Source organism: Nonomuraea rosea (genome assembly GCF_039539705.1).
Lineage (GTDB): Bacteria > Actinomycetota > Actinomycetes > Streptosporangiales > Streptosporangiaceae > Nonomuraea > Nonomuraea rosea.
The window spans coordinates 59,630-78,543 of the sequence record NZ_BAABDQ010000015.1; the positions used below are offsets into that span (position 1 = coordinate 59,630).

Sequence of the window (18,914 nt, forward strand, 5' to 3'; positions counted from 1 at the left end):
TTGCAGCACGAGCATCCGGCGTCCGCCGTGGGCAGGAATCGGTCAATTGACTGCATCTGCGGCCACACCCGCGAGGGCGTCACGTAAGGCGGCCCTGGAGGTGATGCCGAGCTTGGGGAAGATCCGGTACAGGTGGGCGCTGACCGTGCGCGAGGACAGGAACAGCCGCTCGCCGATCTCCTTGTTGCTCAGCCCGGAGGCGGCGAGCTGCGCCACCTCCAGTTGCTGGGCGGTCAGTCCGTGGGCGGCTTTGGGCCGCTGGGTGACCGCCACACCGGTGGCGCGCAGCTCCTGCTCGGCTCGCTGCTGCCAGGCCGTCGCGCCGATCGAGGCGAACAGGCCGGCCGCCCTGCGCAGGTCGGGCCTGGCCTCGCCCGGCTGCAGGCGGCGGCGCTGCAGCTCACCCAGCGCCAGCCGGACCCGGGCGTGGTCGAACGGCCAGCGCTCGGTCCTGGGCAGCGCGAGCGCGGCCCGGAACAGCGGCACCGCCTCCTCGTCGGAGGCCACCAGCGCCTGCGCCGCCATCACGTGCAGGCGCAGCCGGGGAGCTCGATCGGCCAGGCCGTCCGCGGCGGCGACATGCGCTTTGGCCTCGGCCGTCCTGCTGGTGCGCACCGCCGACTCCACCAGCTCGAAGACCGCCCACGGCGCGAACGCCACGTACGGGGAGATGACGCCGGGCGGGCTGATGCTCGTCCAGTGCGCGTAAGCCGTCTCGTAGTCGCCGTGCGCCATCGCGGCCAGCGCGAGGTTGCGGGCCGCCAGCGACAGGTGCAGCGCGCTGCCCCGTGGGGCCGCCCACTGCTCGATGGTCCTGCTGTACTCCCTGGCGCTGTCGGCGTCGCCCCGCGCGGCGGCGATCCAGCCCAGGCTGCAGCGCAGGTCGTGCGCCAGCAGCTGCAGATCGTGCCGGACGCACAGGTCGAGCCCGGCGTTGGCGGCGCTTTCCGCGGCCTCCCACCGGCCGGCCAGGAAGTGGTCGTGGGCGGCCAGCCAGTGACCGCTGGCCGCGTGGGTCACCGCGCCCTGCCCGGCCTCGCCCTCGGTCAGGGCGCGGATGCGGCCGCGGTAGTCGGGCAGCAGGTCCATCCAGGTGGCCGCCCGGCACAGCGCCGCCACCCGGCCGGGCGGGGCGTCACCGGGCAGCGTGTCGAGCGCCGTACGCACACGCTCGGCCGTGCCGGTGCCCAGGAAGACGTCGTGCAGCAGGCGGACGTGCTCGTCGTCGCAGCCGGCGACCAGGTCCGTGACCTCCGCCCAGTCCTCGGGGTCCTGGGCGTAGGAGGCGGCCAGCACCCTGACGAGGGGACCGGCCCCTGGCGTGCCGCGCAGCAGGCGGCGGGCGGCGTCCAGGTCGCCGTCGCGCAGCATGAGGATCTGCGCCCTGACGGCCAGCGTCCTGGCCGGGTCGTCCAGGTGGCGGCGGGCCTGGTCCAGCAGGTCCTGGGCCAGGTCGAGCTGTCCGGACTCGCCCGCCAGCTCGGCCGCGAGCTCCAGCCGGACGGCGCGGGCCGCGGGATCCGGCGTGAGCTCGGCCGCCCGCCGCAGCGCCTTGACCGCCAGCCCGCTGCCGCCCCGCAGGCTCACCGCGCGGGCGGCCTGCTCGATCTCGGCGGCCACCCGCTCGTCCGGCTCCACCGTGGCCGCCGCCAGGTGCCACATCCGCAGCTCCGGGTCGGCCTTGTGCTGCTCGGCCAGCACGGCGTGCGCCTCGCGCGTCTCCTCGGGCGAGGCCGTCTTGGTGATCGCCGACCTGACCAGCGGGTGCCGGAAGCGCAGGCCCGACGGCGTCGAATCGCGCGTGACCAGGCCCGCGCGCTCGGCCTCCAGCAGCTCGTACGCCGACAGCTCGGCCCGATGCTGCAATCGGTCGCCGTCGAGTGCGGCCACCAGCAGCGTCGTACGGATCCGCGGCGGCAGCTCCAGCAGCCGGCCCGCGAACCCGGTCTCCAGCCGGGTGCGCAGGGACGCGCCGGCCGGCAGCAGCTCCACCCCGACGGAGGTCTGCGGCAGCTCCGTGATCGCCAGGGGATTGCCCGCGGCCTCGGCGAGCACGCGTTCGCGCACCGACGGAGGCAGGCCCGGGTGGAGCAGGTCCAGCAGCTGCCCGGCCGCCTCGTCGCCGAGCGGCCCGGCCTCCAGCATGTGGACGCCGGGCGTGACGCGCTCGGTGGCCGTCAGCGGCCGGCGGGCGAAGACGGCCCGCAGGTCGTACGGCTGCAGCCGGAGCAGGACGAACATCATCACCTCGCGCGTGGGGTGGTCCACCCAGTGCGCGTCCTCCACGGCGATCAGCACCGGCCCGTCCTCGGCCACGGCCGCCAGCACCGCCAGCGACGCCACCGAGATCGCCAGCCGGTCCGGGGCCGGCCCGTCCCGCATCCCCAGCACCCGGAGCAGGGTGTCCCGGTGGAACGGCTCCACCCGGTCCACGTACTCCAGCACCGGCGCGAACAACTGGTGCAGCCCGGCGAAGGCGAACTGCGCCTCCGACTCGAAGCCGCTGCCGCCCAGCACCCTGATCCCCCGCTGCCTGGCGTAGGCGATCGCGGCCTGCAGCAGCACGGACTTGCCCACACCCGGATCGCCGTGCAGCACGACGTTCGGCAGGACGCCTGGGGCGCGGTCGATGGCCTGGCGCAGCGCGGCCAGCTCCCCGGCCCGTCCGATGATGTCCATGTGGTTCGTCTCCTCGGTGCAGTCATTTGACCGATTGCCGTGCCTCCCGCCGGCGGCATGCTGGGCGGGTGCCGCGACTACAGGTGGGAACAGACGTGAGCCTCTTCTACGAGGACGTCGGCGACGGGCCGCCTGTCGTCCTGGTGCACGGCTGGCCCCTGTCGTGCCGGTTCTGGGAGCCCCAGATCGGCCCGCTCGTCGAGGCCGGCCACCGGGTGGTCTGCTACGACCGGCGCGGCTTCGGACGCTCCAGCCGGCCGTGGCACGGCTACGACCTCGGCACCTTCACCGCCGACCTGGCGGCCCTGATCGAGGGCCTGGACCTGACCGGGCCGGCGCTGGTGGGCTTCGCCACCGGCTGCGCCGAGGCCGTCAGCTACGCCGCCGTCTCCGGCCGGGTGACCCGGCTGGTGCTGGGCAGCCCGGTGCTGTATCCCGGCCCGCTCGCGGACGAGCTCCGGATCGCCTCGGTACGGCACCGCGTCCCCATGCTCGACGACCTGCTGCTGCGCTTCTTCGCCGTGGACGGCCATCCTGCCCTGGACGAGCAGACCCGCCGGTACCTGCTGAGACACTCCGCCGACGCCTCCCCCAAGGCGACCGCGGACTCCTTGACGGCCTGGAGCACCGCGGCCCCTGACGCGGAGCTGGCGCGCGTCACCGTGCCGACGCTGATCATCCAGGGCGAGGGGGACGCGTTCGTCCCGCCGGAGGACAGCGGCGCCCGCGTCGCGCGGGCGATCGCGGGCAGTGTCCTGGTCACGATTCCCGGCGCGCCGCACGGGGTCCCGTTCGTCCACGACGAGCAGTGGAACGAGCTCATGCTGGAGTTCCTGGCGAGTTGACGGCACGCAGCGACGGTACGTTCCGCCTGCCCGGCACCGGTATCAGTCGCGTGACGTATCTCCCAGTACGTCGCGCAGCTGAGCCCGCGCGGTGATGCCGAGCTTCGGGAACGCCCGGTACAGGTGAGTGCTGACGGTGCGGTGCGACAGGTAGAGCTGCTGGCCGATCTCGCGGTTGGACAGCCCGGAGGCGGCCAGCCGGGCGATGTGCAGCTCCTGCGAGGTGAGCTGCTCGGCGGCCGGCGGGACGCGCAGGTCGCTGGCCTCGCCCGCGGCCCGCAGCTCCTGGCGGGCCTTCTCCCCCCAGGCGAGCAGCCCGAGCACGTCGAAGGCGTCGCGGGCGGCCCGCAGCGGCACGCGGGCTTCCTGGATCCGCCGCCGGCGGCGCAGCCACATGCCGTGGGCGAGCAGCAGGCGGGCCCGCGCGGTGGGCCAGGACGACAGGTCGGCGCTCAGCGCGTCCTGGTAGAGCGCCTCGGCGTCGGCGTCGTCGGCCAGCAACGCGCGCGCGTGCCGGAGCCCCACGTGCAGGAGCGGCGACGGGGTCAGGGCGGCCACCTGCTCCAGCTCCGCCACCGCCCGCCTGGCCGGCTCCTGCCGGCCGGCCGCCACCGCCGCCTCGGCCAGCTCGCTGATCACCCATTGCCGCCAGATCAGGTGATGGGCGGCGTCGCCCGGCTCGAACAACCGCCACAGGTGCTCGAAAGCCTCGTCGTGCCGCCCGGCGCACAACGCGATCACGCCCCTGGCGTGCTGGAGCAGCACCGCCACGGGCGAGCTGACGGCGACGGTGCCCAGCACGCGCTCACCCTCGGCGGCCAGCGCGAGGCCGCGCGCCTCCTCACCGCGGAGCCCGGCCAGCAACCCCAGCATCCCCAGGGCCGAGGCCTGCCGGCGGGGCTGCGCGGTCTCGCGGGCCAGGCGCTCGGCCTCCTCAGCGACCAGCAGCGCGCCGGCCCAGTCGCCGCAGAAGATCTGCCGCCACACCTGCGTGCTGAGCGCCCGCGTGAGCAGGCCCAGCCTGCCCTGGGCCCGCAGGTCGGCGATCGAGGCGTCCAGGAAGTCACCGACCAGGTCGAAGGCGCCGACCGTGCTGGCCGCGACGCCCAGCAGCCGGGTCATCGCCCCGTCCAGCCGGGCGTCGCGCACCTCGATCAGGCGCTCGACGACGTCCGCGCCGCGTTCGACCGGCGCCGCCGTGGCCAGGGTGATCAGCAGCTCCGGGTCGTTGGCGCCGGCCGCGAGCCGCTCGGCCAGGGCGATGACGCGCCGGCGCTGCTCCCAGCCCGGATCGCTCCACCAGCAGCGGAGGGCCGCCGCCTGGACGAAGTTGAGCGCGAGCTGGCGATCACCCGCCGCCTCCGCCGTTTCGGCGGTCGTGACCAGCCGCCGGATCCGCGCGGGGCCGTCGTTGCGCCCCTCCCCCAGCACCTCGCTCAGCCAGACGACCCTGGCCCCCGGCAGCTCGCCGAGGACGGACGGCTCGGCCAGCGCGAGCAATTCGGCGGCCTGGTCACCGCGGCCGAGCTCGAAGGCCAGCTCGGCCGCGGCCAGCAGGCGAAGGGCGCCGGCCGTGGGCTCCTCGCTGACCTCTGCCGCGCGGCGCAGGGCGGTCACCGCCACCGGGATCGCGCCGCGCTGCCGGGCCCGCGCGGCCACCCCCTCCAGCTCGGCGGCGACGGACTCGTCCCGCTGGGCGATCGCCGCGGCGCGGTGCCAGGCCCTGCGGTCCGGGTCGTGGCCGTGCACCCGGGCCAGCGCGGCGTGGGCGGCCAGGCGATCGGTGCGACCGGCCTTCTGGTAGATCGCCGAACGCACCAGCGGATGCCGGAAGCGGAGTGCCTGCTCGTGCAGCTCGACCAGCCCGGCGTCCACGGCCGGGGCCAGCGCCTCGGCGGTCAGCTCCGCGCCCGCCACCATCGCGCCCCCCGCGAGCGTGTGGGCCAGGTCGTGGCCGTCGTCGGCGGCGGCCACCAGCAGCAGCCCTCTGGTGTGGGGCGGCAGCTCGGCCAGCCGGATGGCGAAGGCCCGCTCCAGGCGGGCGGTCAGCGGCAGCAACCCCGCCTCGGTCGTGACCGCCCCCGTGTCCATCGCGAGCGGCAGCTCGACCAGGGCGAGCGGGTTGCCGGCCGCCTCGCTCAGCACGCGCCGGCGCAGGCCGGCGCTCAGCTCGGCGGCGTGGGCGTCCAGAAGCTCCTCGGCCGCGGCGGCATCCAGGCCGGCCAGCCGCAGCTCGGGCACGTCGCTGCCGTCCAGGCTGGTGGGGTAGCCGTCGCGGAGTCCCATCAGCAGCACGATCGGATCCGAGCGCACGCGCCTGGCCACGAACGCCAGCACCTCGGTGGTGGGCCGGTCCAGCCACTGAACGTCGTCCACCACGACCAGCAGGGGGCGGTGGACCGCCGCCTCACCCAGCAGGTTGAGGACGGCCAGCGCGACCAGGAAGGGCTCGGGGTCGCTGACCTCGGCCATCCCGAACGCGCCGAGCAGGGCCTCCCGCTGGCGGGCGGGCAGCTGATCGGCGGAGCCGAGCATCGGCCGCAGCAGCTGGTGCAGCCCGGCGAAGGGCAGGTGGGTCTCGCTCTGTACGCCGGACGCGCTGGACACCATCACCTTGTACGCCTCGGCCCGCGCGGCGGCGACCGCCAGCAGGGCGGACTTGCCGATGCCCGGCGCGCCGCGTACGACCAGGGCATCGCCGCGCTCGCGAATGCGGTCCACGAGCCCTTCGAGCTCCGCCACCTCGCGCTCGCGCCCAAGGAGCGTGATCACGCGACACCTTCCCCCGGAGCCTGCATGATCGAATGGTGGCATAAGTACGTCATGTGACGAATGACTGGGGTCTTGACTTCCCCTGCCGGTCGGCCCCGGCCGACCGGCAGGGCCGTTATCGGGTGATGAACGCGAGCAGGTCGTCGTTGAAGTCGCGTTCGAAGGCGCCGGCCAGGCCGTGCGGAGCACCCTCGTAGATCTTCACGGTGGCGTCCTTGACGAGCTTGGCGGTCTCCAGCGCGGAGGCGACGACCGGCACGATCTGGTCGTCGTCACCGTGCGCGATCAGCGTCGGGACGTCGAAGCGCTTGAGGTCCTCGGTGAAGTCGGTCTCGGAGAAGGCCTTGACGCAGTCGAGCGCGCCTTTGACGCCCACCTGCATGCTCCAGAGCCAGAAGGCGTCGATGACGCCCTGCGACGGTCGCGCGCCCTCGCGGTTGAAGCCGTAGAAGGGGACGGCCAGCTCCTTGTAGAACCGGGACCGGTCGGCCGCGACCCCGGCCCTGATGCCGTCGAACACCTCGATCGGCAGACCGCGGGGGTTGGCGTCGGTCTTGAGCATCAGCGGCGGGACCGCGCCCAGCAGCACCACCTTGGCCACGCGGGCGCTGCCGTGCCTGCCGACGTAGCGGGTCACCTCGCCACCGCCGGTGGAGTGCCCGACCAGCACGACGTCGCGCAGGTCGAGCGTGTCCAGCAGGGCGGCCAGGTCGTCGGCGTAGGTGTCCATCTCGTTGCCGTGCCACGGCTGGCCGGAGCGTCCGTGGCCGCGCCGGTCGTGGGCGATGGCGCGCAACCCGTGGGAGGCGACCAGATGGAGCTGGTTGTCCCACGCGTCGGCGTTCAGCGGCCAGCCGTGGCTGAACACGACGGGCTGACCGCCGCCCCAGTCCTTGTAGAAGATCTGCGTGCCGTCGGCGGCGCTCACGTAAGGCATTTCAGGTCCCTTTCCGATCTGGGTCGATGGGCTCGACGCTAGATCCGCGGCGCTCGGCGGCAATCCGTCAGATGACTGCACCCGTACGGATCGCCGGTTCGCTCACGACGCCGGCCAGGCTCCGATGGCGGGTCTCCGGAGCGAGCAGGACGGCGGTGAAGGTGATCGCCGCGCAGACCACCAGCAGGAGGGCGATGGGCCAGGACGCGCCACCGGCGCCCGCCACCAGGACGGTGGCCACGAGCGGCGCGGGGCCGCTGGTCAGCGCGGCCGTCCACTCCCGGGCGATCGCGACGCCGCTGTAGCGGTGACGGGTGTCGAACAGCTCGGTGAGCAGCGAGGCCAGCGCGGCGAACATCCCGGCGACGCAGACGCCGTAACCCACGGTGACCGCGAGGATCACCAGCTCGGGGCGGCCGGTGTCGACCAGCCAGAACATCGGGAAGGCGAACGCGCCGAGCAGGAGCGCCGCGCCGAGGAAGACGGGACGGCGGCCGACCCGGTCGGCCAGCAGCCCGGACAACGGCGTGACCACGATCGCCACCGCGGCGGCGAGCAGTTTGGCGACCAGGCCCACCGTGGCCGGCAGGCCGAGCGTCTTGGTCACGTACGACAGCACGAAGACATTGAGGATGTACGCGATCGCGCCGAAGGGGGCGTTGGCCGCGAAGGCGATCAGCAGGATCCGCGGCTGCCTCCGCACGACCTCCAGGGCCGGGAACCGGCTCAGGCCGCGCGCACGCTCGCGCTCGAAGAGCTCCGACTCCCCCACCCGGAACCTGAGGAACAGCCCTGCCCCCACGCCCACCAGGCTGAGCAGGAACGGCAACCGCCAGCCCCAGGTCTCGAACGACGGCAGCGCGGTGGCCGCGGTGAAGGCCAGCGTCGCGGTCAGGATGCCGATCTGGACGCCCGCGCCGGGAAGCGAGGCCCACAGTCCGCGCCGCCGGGGGTCACTGGACTCGGCCACCAGGACGAGGGCGCCCGCGTACTCGGCTCCCGCGCCGAACCCCTGCGCCAGCCGGAGCACCGTCAGCAGGACGGGCGCCGCCAGGCCCACCTGGTCGTAGGTGGGCAGCAGCCCGATGCCGACCGTGGACAGTCCCATCAGCAGCAGCGTCATGACCAGCATGGGCTTACGCCCGACGCGGTCGCCGAAGTGGCCGAACACGACGCCGCCGATGGGACGGGCCAGGAATCCGACCGCGAACGCGGCGAAGGAGCCCAGGGTGCCGGCCAACGGCGTGCCGGCCGGGAAGAACTGTTCGTCGAAGACGATCGCCGCCCCCAGGCCGAAGAGGGCGTGGTCGTAGAACTCGAGCGCGGTGCCGATGACAGCGGCCTTGGTGACCGGTCTGCTTGTCATATCTGCCTCCTGTTGTCCTGTCCGGCCGGATGCTCGTCAGGCGGCGGCCTGGCGGATGAGGTCGGCGATCGCGGCGGGCTGCGAGACGTGGACGGCGTGGCTGCCGATGACCTCGACGACCTTCGCTCCGGCGCGCTCGGCCATCGTGCGCTGGGCCGGCGGCGGGATCATGCGGTCCGCGGTCGCGACGACGTACCAGCTGGGCTTGTGCCGCCAGGCCGGTTCGGTGACCGGCTCGGTGAGTGCGTCCAGGCCCCACGGGACCTGGGAGTCGGCCATGAACGCGGCCACCTGGTCGGGCAGGTCGGCGGCGTACGAGACGGCGAACCTGTCGCGGTCGAGGAAGAGGAAGCCCGCCACGGGAGGGAGGATGGGCGGGGTGGCGATGAGGGTGCTGACCGATTCGCCCTTGTCGGGGGCGAACGCGGCGACGTACGCCAGCGAGGCGACGTTGGGGTGGGTGCCGGCCTCGCTGATGACGGCCCCGCCGTAGGAGTGGCCGACCAGGATGGCCGGGCCGTCGAGGCCGTCCAGGACGCGGCGGGTCACCGCGGCGTCATCCGCCAGCGACAGCGTCGGGTTCTGCACGATGTGGACGCGGAGTCCGTCCCTGGTCAGCTCGTCGTAGACGCCCTGCCAGCCGGAGCCGTCCACGAAGGCGCCGTGCACGAGCACGACGTTCCCGATGCTGGTCATGGACGCTCCTGAGCTGGATGGACACGATGCATTCCATCCAAAGGGCGCGCGGGCGGCCCGGCCACGCAGAACAGGACGCAGAAGTGGCGCGGACCTGTCAGCTTGCGGCGTTCGCCAGGTCGCGGCAGCGGCTGCTCTCCTCGGCGTCGCCGACGGCCTCGTACACCTCGGCCGCCCGCGCATAGGCCTGGCGGCTCTCGCCGGTCCGGCCCTCGCCGGCCAGCAGGGCCGCCAGCGTCTCCAGGGAGCGGGCCTGCGGGACGGGCAGCTCCACCTGCTCCATGAGGCTGATCGCTTCGGTGAGCTTGCCGATCGCCTCGGCGCGCCGGCCGAGCAGGCCCAGGCATTCGCCGACGCGGGCCAGCGCGATCGGCCGGGTGAACGCCGCGGCGCTCGGCGACATCCCCGAACCGTCGTCGTTCAGCAGGGCCCACAGTCCGAGGTACTGCTCCAGCGCCTCGGCGTAGTGCCCGGCGTCGCGAAGGCAGGTGCCGAGTGCGCCGAGACACTGGCAGTACTGGTCGATGTCGCCGTCGGCCTTGAACATCTCCGCCGCCCGGGTCTCCGCCGCGATGGCCTCGTCGAGCCGCCCGAGCCGCCGGAGCGCGCCTGCCGCGATGTGGTGGGCCAGGGCGATCTGCGACGTGGCGGCGCTGCGGGTGGCCAGGTCCATCGCCTGGGCCGCGTAGCGCAGTGAGGTCTCCAGGTCTTCTCGCGGCACCAGATGGGCCCAGGCCAGCAGGTTCAGCTGCGCGGCCTGCCGGGCCGGATCGCCCAGTGCGGCGGCGGCCTCGGAGCCGAGGGTGAAGACCTCGTGCCAGTGCGGCGCGTGCATCCACCGGTCGGAGAACCAGTGCATCGACTCGGCGCAGTCGAGGACGTCGGCGAACCGGCCGGCGCCCGCCGCGTGGCGTAACGCGCCCAGCCAGTTGTCCGCGTCCACGCGCAGCCAGTGACCGGCCTCCTCCAGGGAGGACAGGCCGGGGCCGGGCCGGTCGGGGCGGCCGTACCCGGGCTCGAACCACCGACCGGCGGTGGTGGCCATCCGCAGCAGCCATGACGTCATCGTCGCGGTGAGCGCGTCGCGCTCGGCCGCGGGCTCCTCCTGCCGCAGCCGGTCGCGGGCGAACAGCCGGACCAGGTCGTGGAAGCGGTAGCGTCCCGACGCGCTGTCCTGCAGCAGGCCGAGGTCGACGAGCTCGTCGAGGGCGTCCCACGCCCCCTCGATCGACGTGCCGCCGACCGCTCCGGCGAGAGCGGCGTCGAAGTTGCGGCCGGGCACCAGGGCGAGCCGGCGGAAGACCCGCCGCGTCGAGTGGGCCAGCTGCTCGTAGGAGAGCCCGAACGCGGTGGCGATCTTGAGATCGCCGGCGCTGAGCTGGTCGAGGCGGCGCTCCTCGTTCGTCAGGCGGGCGGCGAGGTCGGCGGCGTTCCAGCCGGGGCGGCTGACCAACCGGTTTCCGGCGATCCTGAGTGCGAGGGGCAGACCGCCGCACAGCTGCGCGAGCTGCCAGACGGCCGATCCCTCGTCCGAGGCGCCGCGCTCCTTCAGGATTCCGGTCAGCAGCTCGGTGGCCTCCAGCAGGGGCAAGGGCCCGACGCCGAGTCTGCGCACTCCTTCCAGGCCGGCCAGCAGGCGGCGGCTGGTCACCAGGGCCTTGCCCGCGCCGCCACCCGGCAGCAGCGGCCGGACCTGCTCCTCGGAGGCGGCGTTGTCGAGCACGATCAGCACGCGCCGGTCGCGCAGCAGGGACCGGTACAAGGACGCACGCCCGGCGACGTCGCCCGGGATCTGCTGATCCGCCACGCCGAGTGCGCGCAGCAGCAGGCCCAGGGCCTCGTCGGCGGGCAGGGGCCGCGGAGACATGCCGAACAGGTCGAGGAAGAACACGCCGTCGGGGAAGTCCGGCCGCAGGGCGTGGGCGGCGCGTACGGTCAGCGTGGTCTTGCCCAGTCCGGCGGAGCCGGTGATGAGCCCGACGCCCGGCGCGTCCCCTGCGCGCAGCAGCTCGCTGGTCCAGGCCAGCTCGGCGGCCCGGCCGGTGAAGTCGTCGACGGAACGGGGCAGCTCGCACAGCCCGGTCGGGCGGCTCCAGTGGTCGCGCAGGCGGCCCTCGCGCGCCAGCTCGACGAGCTGCCGGCGGTCCGCGTCGGCCAGGCCGAGCGCATCGGCCAGCGCGGTGACGGTCCGGTGCTGGGGGCCCTTGCTGCGGCCGCGTTCCATGTCCGAGAGCGTCCGGGCGCTGACCCCCGAAGCCTCGGCGAGCTGCTCCAACGTCAGGCGTGCCGCGTGCCGATGGCGACGCAGCACCTCCGCGAAGCCGGGCTGGGGGGTGATCGGGCGCTCCTTCTCCGCGATCCGGTGGAGATCACCCAAAGCCTACGCGGTGGCCTCGCCGTGAGCAGGCGGCGCCCGCCCCCTGCTCACGGCGGAGCCCGATCAGGCGATTCCGCCGGTCCAGCTCGACTTCGCGGCGCTGAACACCGTGCTCAGCTGAGTGTCGAAGTACGGGGACACGCTGGTGTCGTAACGCAGGTCACCGTCGGTGTCGGCGACGCCGATGGTGATGCCGGTGAGGTAACCCACGCGCTGGGCCTCGCTGTAGGACGACAGCCACGACGAGCCGAGGGAGCCCGCACCGGTGAACCCGGAATCGACGCGGACGAGACCGTCGGCCGGCAGGCTGGGGACCGCCACGGCGGACGTCGGGCCGCTGGACGTTTCGATCGTCGCGCCCGTGTACGGCCGGCTGCCGTCCGGATGCGCGCCGGCCGGGTAGCCGAAGACGTCGACGGAGGTGCCCATCGGCCGGTTGAAGGCCAGGCCCTGGGCGCCGACGTTGTCGCTCAGCCGCCCGGTGTCGGTCAGCTGCCCCGATGCGGAAGAGATGACGCCTCGGTAGACGGTGACGAAGGCGTAGTCGCGGTCATGGTCGCCATATGTCCGGAAATCTGCGTGAGTGAAGGCCTGTTTCCCGACATAGAGGCCCCACGGAAGCGTGCCCGCGGAGTAGCCGGGGACGAAGACCCACTTGTCGAGCGTGGTGCCGTCCTGGAGGTCGTACGTGCAGCGTCCCGCGGTGGCGACCAGGTTGCGGTACTGGGAGTTCACTGATGTGCCCGAGCAGTAGTGCGGCAGGCCGTCGGCGCCGACGAAGAACACCTTGCCCGCGCTGGGGGGCGTCGTGACGTCCGGCTGACCGGGCTCTTCCAGCGGCAGGGGCGGGACCGAGCCGGGCTTGGTCTCGATGGGCAGGTCGCCGACCGGCACGACCTCGCCGCCGATCGCGGTCTGGACGTCGTACGGAGTCGCGTTCGCCAGGTTGGCCCCGCCTTCCCCGAGCCAGAACGCCGCGACCTCTTGCGCGCCCGCCACGGTGCCGGCCAGAGGGTCGGTCACCACCACGGCGGCCCCGGCCGGCGCGGCGACGAGACCGCAGGCCACCAGGGCCGCTGCTAAGACACCCAGAATCCGCTTCATTGATCAGCTCCCGATCTGCGTACGCGGAATGACACAAACCATGTGAACGTAGGTTCGATTCGGTGTGCTGTCAATGATTCGTGTGGAATGAGTCAGAGGCGTGGGATGTCCACCCCTTTCGTACGGCTCGCCGGGAGCACCGCGGCCACCACGGCGAGGGCGAAGCAGGCGGCGACCAGCCCGGCCACCGGCTCCCACGGCACGCTGACCGGCACAGGCCCGGCGAGTTGCACCAGCGCCGACCACAGGCCGAGCAGGCCGAGCAGGGTGGCGACGGCGGCCAGGAGCACGCCCACGGCCACCACCAGCAGCGCCTCGGCCATGACGTAACGCAACACCTGCGCCCGCGTGGCCCCCAGCAGCCGCAGCGCGCCACGCTCGCCCGCCCGGTCGGATGCGGCCATCAGCAGGGTGTTGACCAGCGCGATCACCGTGTAGCAGAGCATGATGCCGAGCACGACGAGCAGGCCGAGGCGGCTGGCGGTGGCCCGGCGGTCGCCGGCGCTCTCGATCCAGGCGGCCTTGGTCATCGCGCGGGCGTTGTGGCCGGCGACGGCATGTTCCAGCGCGGATGCGGGCGTTCCTGGGCGCAGGCCGACGTAGGCGACGGTTGGCCGGGCCGAGAAGGCGTGCGCCGGGGTGACGTACGAGTCCGCGGCGGACCGCTCGCCGAGCAGCGCGATCACCGTGAAGGTCGCCTCGCTGCCGTCGGCCCGCCAGAGCTTGACCCGCCGCCCGAGGCTCAGCTCCCACGTCGTGGAGACGGCGATCGTGTCGTCCCGCAGGTCCTTGAGTGAGCCGGCGGTCACGGGCGCGGACAGGGCGGTCGTGAGGTTCGCCGGATCGACGGCCTCGGCGGGGCGGCGGATGAGCTGCGTGCCATTGCCTTCGAGCGTGTAGAGGCTGGTCGAGGTGGCGGTGACGACGTTCGCGCCGGGGAGGGCACGCAGGCGTTCGACGAGCTGCCGATCCAGCCCGCCGGCCCCGGTCGGGAGCACCAGGTGGCCGGCGCGTACCGGGCTCGTCTGCATCGCCGTCTTGGTGGCGTCGGTCATCGCGGCGCCGCCGAGCAGGGTCGCGGCCAGCCCGACGGTGACCAGGACCGGGGCGGCCGTGGCGGCGGTACGCCTGGTGGAGGCGACGGCCCCGGCCGAGACCACGAGGCCGCCCGCGCCCCGCAGCCGTTCGAGCGGGCCTGCCAGCAGGTCCGTGACCGGGCGGACCAGGACGGGCGCGAGCAGGCCGACGGCGGCGATGAGCAGCATGACGATCGGCATGAACGACTTGTTGTTGGTCGCGCCGGCCGGGTCGCCGATCGCGTTCACGGCCATGCCGATCACGGCGGCGGCCAGCACGCCGAGGCCGCTGATCCAGCGGCCGGGCGTCATCGCGCGCGGCTCCACGCCGGCTTCCCGCAGCGCCTCGGCGGGGCGCACCCGGCTCGCGCGCCGGGCGGCGGCGACCACGCCGAGCAGGGAGACCAGCACGCCCGTGCCGAACGCGATGACGGAGGGCGCCGTGGACGTGGACGGCACGAGCCAGGCGGGCGCCATGCCCAGCGAGACCAGCCAGCCGAGGATCAGCCGGGTGGCGCGCGGGCCGAGCGCCGCACCGAGTGCGGAGGCGGTGACCGCGACCAGGACGGCCTCGCCGTACACCATGCGCCGGATCTGTCCTGTGGTGGCGCCGATGGTCCGCAGGAGAGCGAACTCGCGCCGCCGCTGGCCGACCGCGAAGGAGAACGTGGACGAGACCACAAATATCGCGATAAATCCGGCGAAGCCTGCGGCGATGCCGGCGATCGTGTTCGCGTTGTTCCGTGCCTGCTCTCCGGCTTCCCGCGACGGGTCGAGCAGCGCCCTGTCCCGGCCGGTCAGCACCCTGAGCCCGGCCGCGACCGCGGGCTCCCCGGTCGCGGCGGCCTCGCGCCGGGCGGCCGTACCCAGCGCGGCGGTCTCGGGCCCGGCCGCCGTGCCGAGGGCGGCGGTCTCGCGCTGGGCGGCCGTGCCGAGCGCGGCGCGTACTTCGGCGGCGGGCCGCCAGAGGACGAGCGCGTCGATCCGGGGCGAGAGCCGGGCGGCTCGCGCGTCCGTGAAGAACACGGCCGCCTCCGGCCCGGCCGTCACCACCCCCACCACCTGGTACGGCCTCGCCCCCGCCGAGGTGACGACCTGGACGCGCGCGCCGATCCGGGCGCCGCCGGTGACGGCGATCTCGTCGCTCCTGGCCGGGGCCCGTCCCGAGCTCAGCTTGTACGGCGCCGCGCGGACGGCGGACCACGGGCGGCCGGTGGCGGCCGGACCGCCGGCGAGCCGCGCGGGGAAGACCCGATCCACCACGGCGTCGGGAAGGCGCGCCGCCAGCGGAGCGGGGACGCCGCGCGGCTCGGCCAGCGGCGCGCTGCTGGTGCCCAACCAGCTGTGCACGGTCAGCCGATCGTCGGCCGTGACCACGACGGGCGCGGCGGCGTACCGCTGGGGCCCGGGCTGCGGGGAGGAGATGCTGGAGGCCAGCACCTGGCCGAGCGCGGCGGTCAGCGCCGCGCCGAGCGCCAGGGCGAGGAAGGTGCCGAAGAAGGACAGCCACCGGGTACGCAGGGTGGACCAGGCGATGCTCAGCACGAGGCCGCCTCAAGCTGCAGCATCCGGGTGGCCACCAGCTCGGCGGTCGGGTCGTGCAGCTCGCCGTAGAAGCGGCCGTCCGCCAGGAACACCACCCGATCGGCGTACGAGGCGGCGATCGGGTCGTGGGTGACCATGATGATCGTCTGTGCCTGCCCGTCGACCAGGTCGCGCATCAGGCGCAGCACCTCGCGGCTGGTGCCGGCGTCCAGAGCGCCGGTCGGCTCGTCGGCGAACAGCACCGCGGGCCTGGTGACCAGGGCGCGGGCGATGGCGACCCGCTGCTGCTGGCCGCCGGACATCTCGGCGGGCCGGTGCCGGCCGCGCTCGGCCAGGCCGACGGCCGCCAGGCTGCGCCGTACCAGCTCGCGATCGGGGCGGCGACCGGCCAGGCGCAGCGGCAGAGCCACGTTCTGCTCGGCGGTCAGGGACGGGAGCAGGTTGAACGACTGGAAGACGAACCCGATCCGGTCCCGCCGCAGCAGGGTCAGCTTCCTGTCGCCGAGCGTCGCGAGGTCACGGCCGTCCACGACCACCCGGCCCGAGCTGGGCCGGTCGAGACCGGCCGCGCACTGCAGCAGGGTCGACTTCCCCGACCCCGACGGGCCCATCACGGCCGTGAACGTGCCGAGGCCGAAGCCGATCGTGACGTCGTCGAGCGCGGTGACGCCGTGTGCGTAATGTTTGGTGACCTCGGTCAGCTCGACCGCTTGCGTGGATTTCACGAGAAATGACGCTATGGAGGTCGATGACCGGTCGGTATCGGACGAGTGACTAGGATTTGTCCCGTGCTACGGGGGCGTGAGTCGGATCAGCGGGTGATCGACGCCCTGCTCGACGGCGCGCGGCAGGGCCGTTCCGGGGTCCTGGTGATCAGGGGCGAGCCGGGCATCGGCAAGACCTCCCTCCTGGCGTACGCCGAGGAACGCGCGCACGACATGCGGGTGCTGCGCGGGATCGGCGTCGAGACCGAGGCGGACATCCCGTACGCGTCGCTCCACCTGCTCCTGCACCGCGGGCTCGACCGTCTCGACGCGCTGCCCGCACCACAGGCCGCGGCGCTGGCCGGCGCTCTGGGGCTCGCGCCCACGAGCGGCGAGGAGCGGTTCCAGATCGGCGTCGCCGCGCTGTCGCTGCTGGCGGAGCTGGCCGAGGACGGGCCGCTGCTCTGCCTGATCGACGACGCGCACTGGCTCGACCAGGCGTCGGCCCGAGCGCTGCGGTTCGCGGCACACCGGCTGTTCGCCGAGGGGATCGTGCTGCTCTTCGGCGCCCGTGACGGCTTCGACCCGGCCGGCCTGTCCGAGCACCGGCTCGCCGGCCTGGACGAGGAGAGCGCGGCCCGGCTGCTGGCGGACACCGCGCCCGCCCTCACCGGGCCGATGCGCGCCAGGATCATCGACGAGAGCGCCGGCAACCCGCTCGCCCTGCTCGAACTGCCGCGGACCGCCGGCCTGCGGGCGTACGAGCGAGACCCGCTGCCGCTGCCGGAACGCCTCCAGTCCGTGTACGCGGCCCGCATCGGCGAGCTGCCTCAGGACGCCCAGCGGGCGTTGCTCGTCGCCGCGCTCGTGGACGGCGGCGAGCTGGACCTGATCACGGCGACCTGCGCCGAGCTGGGCGTCGAGCCGGCCGCGCTGGGCGCGGCCGAGCGCTCGGGTCTGGTCCGGGTCGCGGGAACCCAGGTGAGCTTCGTCCATCCGCTCATGCGGGCGGCGGCCTTCCAGCACGGGACCTACGATCTGCGGCTCGGCGCGCACGCGATCCTCGCCAGCCTGCTCCCGGACCGGCCCAACCGGCGGGCCTGGCACCTGGCCGCGGCCGCGACCGGCCCGGACGAGGTGGCCGCGCGGGCGCTGGAGGAGGCTTCGGAACGGGCGAAGGAACGTGGCGCGTTCTCCAGCGCGGCCGCGGCTCTGGAGCGGGCCGCCGCCCTGACCGCGGATCCGGAGCTCAAGGGCCGGCGGCTGATCTCGGCCGCGGTGACGACCCTTGAGACAGACCAGCCGGAACGCGCCAAACAGCTCATCGAGGCAGGAGCCGGTCTCGTCCCCGACGCGCCGACGCGCGCCACCCTGCCCAGGCTGCGCGCCCAGATCGCCTTCGCCCAGGGAGCTCCGCACCTGGCCCACGATCTGCTGATCAGCGGTGCCGACGAGGTGGCCGGCGAGGACCGGGCCGCCGCCGGGCTGATGCTCGTCGAGGCCGCACGCAACGCCACGCTCACCAGTGACATCGGCAAACTCGTCCAGGCCACCACCCGCCTGCGATCGCTCGGCCTGCGTCCTGAGGACGACCTCGACCTCGCCGCACGCTCCGCCGCCGCGACGGCTCTGCTGTGGACCGAGGGGCCGGCCCACGCCGTGCCGATCATGCGCACGCTGGTGACCGACGGGAGCCGGCAAACCGGCGGCGTGCACGCGTCGCGCCGCGTCAATGCCGTGTACTTCGCCCACCACACCGGCGACTTCCAGGCCGCGCGGGACATGGCGCTCGCCGCCGCCGACGAGTGCCGCGCGACCGGCGAGCTCCGCAGGCTCGTCCGCGTCCACCTCGGGCTCGCCGCCGCCGAGCTTCACCTCGGCAGGTTCAGCGAGGCCGCGGCCACCGCGACCGAGGGCCTGCTCCTGATCGGCGAGGCCGACAAGCCGAACCGGGCCGGTTGCATGGAGGGCATGCTGGCCTGGATCGCCGCGGTCCAGGGCGACGCCGGGCGCTGCGCCGAGCTGGCCGCCTCTTCGCTCGGCCGCTTCGAGGACAACCACATCGCCACCGGCCTGGCCTGGTCGCAGTGGGCCCTGGCCCTGCTCGACCTGGTCGCAGGCCGCTTCGACGACGCTCTCGGCCGGCTCGACGCCGCCATGAACGGCCCGGTGCGCCACCAGATCCAGTCCATCCTGTTCGCGCCCGATCAGATCGAGGCCGCGGCCCGGCTCGGCCTGCCCGCCGACGAGCCGCTGCGCCGGTTCGGGGACTGGGCCGACGCCTGCGGGCACGACTGGGCCGGCGCCGTCCTGCACCGATGCCGTGCCCTGCTCGAACCCGACGCGGAGCGCGCCCACCAGCACTTCCACACCGCCGTACGCCTGCACGCGCACGGCGGCGGGCCGTGGGAAGCGGCGCGTACCCGGCTGGCCTTCGGCGAGCGGCTGCGCAGGGATCGGCACCGTACCGCGGCCCGCACCCACCTGCGGGCCGCGCTGGACGCCTTCGAACGTGTGGGCGCGCGTCCCTGGGCGGAGCGTGCCAGGACCGAGCTGCGCGCCGCCGGTGAGGCCGGCCCCGCGTCCGCCGCCACCGACCGCCTCACCGCGCTGTCACCTCAGGAGTTCCAGATCGTCCGGCTGGCCGCCGCGGGACTGACCAACCGGCAGATCGGCACCCGGCTCTTCCTCAGCCCGAAGACCGTCAGCTACCACCTGTACCGGGCCTTCCCGAAGCTGAACGTGACCAGTCGCGCCCAGCTCGGCGGCCTCGACCTGGCGTAAGGACGCCGGGCCGGGCCGGCGCCTGCTGA

At 74.0% G+C, this 18,914-nt stretch carries 11 protein-coding genes; 2 read left to right on the top strand and 9 right to left on the bottom strand.

The genetic code is table 11. From position 1 onward, the window contains the following. Positions 1-42 precede the first annotated feature (42 nt). The gene (locus tag ABEA43_RS31040; RefSeq protein ID WP_345567334.1) at positions 43-2,679 is read right to left on the bottom strand and encodes a helix-turn-helix transcriptional regulator; all 2,637 of its coding nucleotides are present in this window, start codon (positions 2,677-2,679) and stop codon (positions 43-45) included. Positions 2,680-2,774: 95 nt separating this feature from the next. Between ABEA43_RS31040 and ABEA43_RS31045 the strand changes: the two genes are divergently transcribed. After that, the gene (locus ABEA43_RS31045) at positions 2,775-3,524 is read left to right on the top strand and encodes an alpha/beta fold hydrolase (RefSeq protein WP_345567336.1); all 750 of its coding nucleotides are present in this window, start codon (positions 2,775-2,777) and stop codon (positions 3,522-3,524) included. Positions 3,525-3,566: 42 nt separating this feature from the next. Here ABEA43_RS31045 and ABEA43_RS31050 read toward each other — a convergent pair whose 3' ends face one another. From ABEA43_RS31050 to ABEA43_RS31085, 8 genes are all read right to left on the bottom strand, one after another. After that, on the bottom strand, positions 3,567-6,296 hold the full coding sequence (locus ABEA43_RS31050; protein ID WP_345567338.1) for an AAA family ATPase: 2,730 nt from the start codon (positions 6,294-6,296) through the stop codon (positions 3,567-3,569). Positions 6,297-6,411: 115 nt separating this feature from the next. Next, a complete protein-coding gene (locus ABEA43_RS31055) occupies positions 6,412-7,233 on the bottom strand; it encodes an alpha/beta fold hydrolase (RefSeq protein ID WP_345567340.1) in 822 nt (273 codons plus the stop codon). A gap of 67 nt (positions 7,234-7,300) precedes the next feature. Then, a complete protein-coding gene (locus ABEA43_RS31060; RefSeq protein WP_345567342.1) occupies positions 7,301-8,599 on the bottom strand; it encodes an MFS transporter in 1,299 nt (432 codons plus the stop codon). 36 nt (positions 8,600-8,635) lie between these two features. Beyond that, positions 8,636-9,295 (bottom strand): alpha/beta fold hydrolase, encoded by a 660-nt coding sequence (locus tag ABEA43_RS31065; protein WP_345567344.1) that lies wholly within the window; start codon positions 9,293-9,295, stop codon positions 8,636-8,638. 97 nt (positions 9,296-9,392) lie between these two features. Next, positions 9,393-11,672: a helix-turn-helix domain-containing protein gene (locus tag ABEA43_RS31070; RefSeq protein ID WP_345567346.1), complete on the bottom strand. Its 2,280-nt coding sequence runs from the start codon at positions 11,670-11,672 to the stop codon at positions 9,393-9,395. A gap of 63 nt (positions 11,673-11,735) precedes the next feature. Further along, positions 11,736-12,776, bottom strand: coding sequence for a trypsin-like serine peptidase (locus ABEA43_RS31075; protein ID WP_345567348.1), 1,041 nt, complete (start codon positions 12,774-12,776; stop codon positions 11,736-11,738). Between the two features lie 92 nt (positions 12,777-12,868). After that, the gene (locus ABEA43_RS31080; RefSeq protein ID WP_345567350.1) at positions 12,869-15,397 is read right to left on the bottom strand and encodes an FtsX-like permease family protein; all 2,529 of its coding nucleotides are present in this window, start codon (positions 15,395-15,397) and stop codon (positions 12,869-12,871) included. After that, on the bottom strand, positions 15,391-16,122 hold the full coding sequence (locus ABEA43_RS31085; protein WP_345567352.1) for an ABC transporter ATP-binding protein: 732 nt from the start codon (positions 16,120-16,122) through the stop codon (positions 15,391-15,393). The genes ABEA43_RS31080 and ABEA43_RS31085 overlap by 7 nt, the downstream gene beginning before the upstream one ends. Before the next feature lie 63 nt (positions 16,123-16,185). Between ABEA43_RS31085 and ABEA43_RS31090 the strand changes: the two genes are divergently transcribed. Next, positions 16,186-18,885: a helix-turn-helix transcriptional regulator gene (locus ABEA43_RS31090; protein WP_345567354.1), complete on the top strand. Its 2,700-nt coding sequence runs from the start codon at positions 16,186-16,188 to the stop codon at positions 18,883-18,885. The last annotated feature ends 29 nt before the right edge of the window (positions 18,886-18,914 follow it).

Coding starts and splice junctions, on each gene's coding strand:
- ABEA43_RS31040 (WP_345567334.1), bottom strand. CDS start 2,679: ATGGACATCATCGGACGGGCCGGGGAGCTGGCCGCGCTGCGCCAGGCC.
- ABEA43_RS31055 (WP_345567340.1), bottom strand. CDS start 7,233: ATGCCTTACGTGAGCGCCGCCGACGGCACGCAGATCTTCTACAAGGAC.
- ABEA43_RS31060 (WP_345567342.1), bottom strand. CDS start 8,599: ATGACAAGCAGACCGGTCACCAAGGCCGCTGTCATCGGCACCGCGCTC.
- ABEA43_RS31065 (WP_345567344.1), bottom strand. CDS start 9,295: ATGACCAGCATCGGGAACGTCGTGCTCGTGCACGGCGCCTTCGTGGAC.
- ABEA43_RS31075 (WP_345567348.1), bottom strand. CDS start 12,776: ATGAAGCGGATTCTGGGTGTCTTAGCAGCGGCCCTGGTGGCCTGCGGT.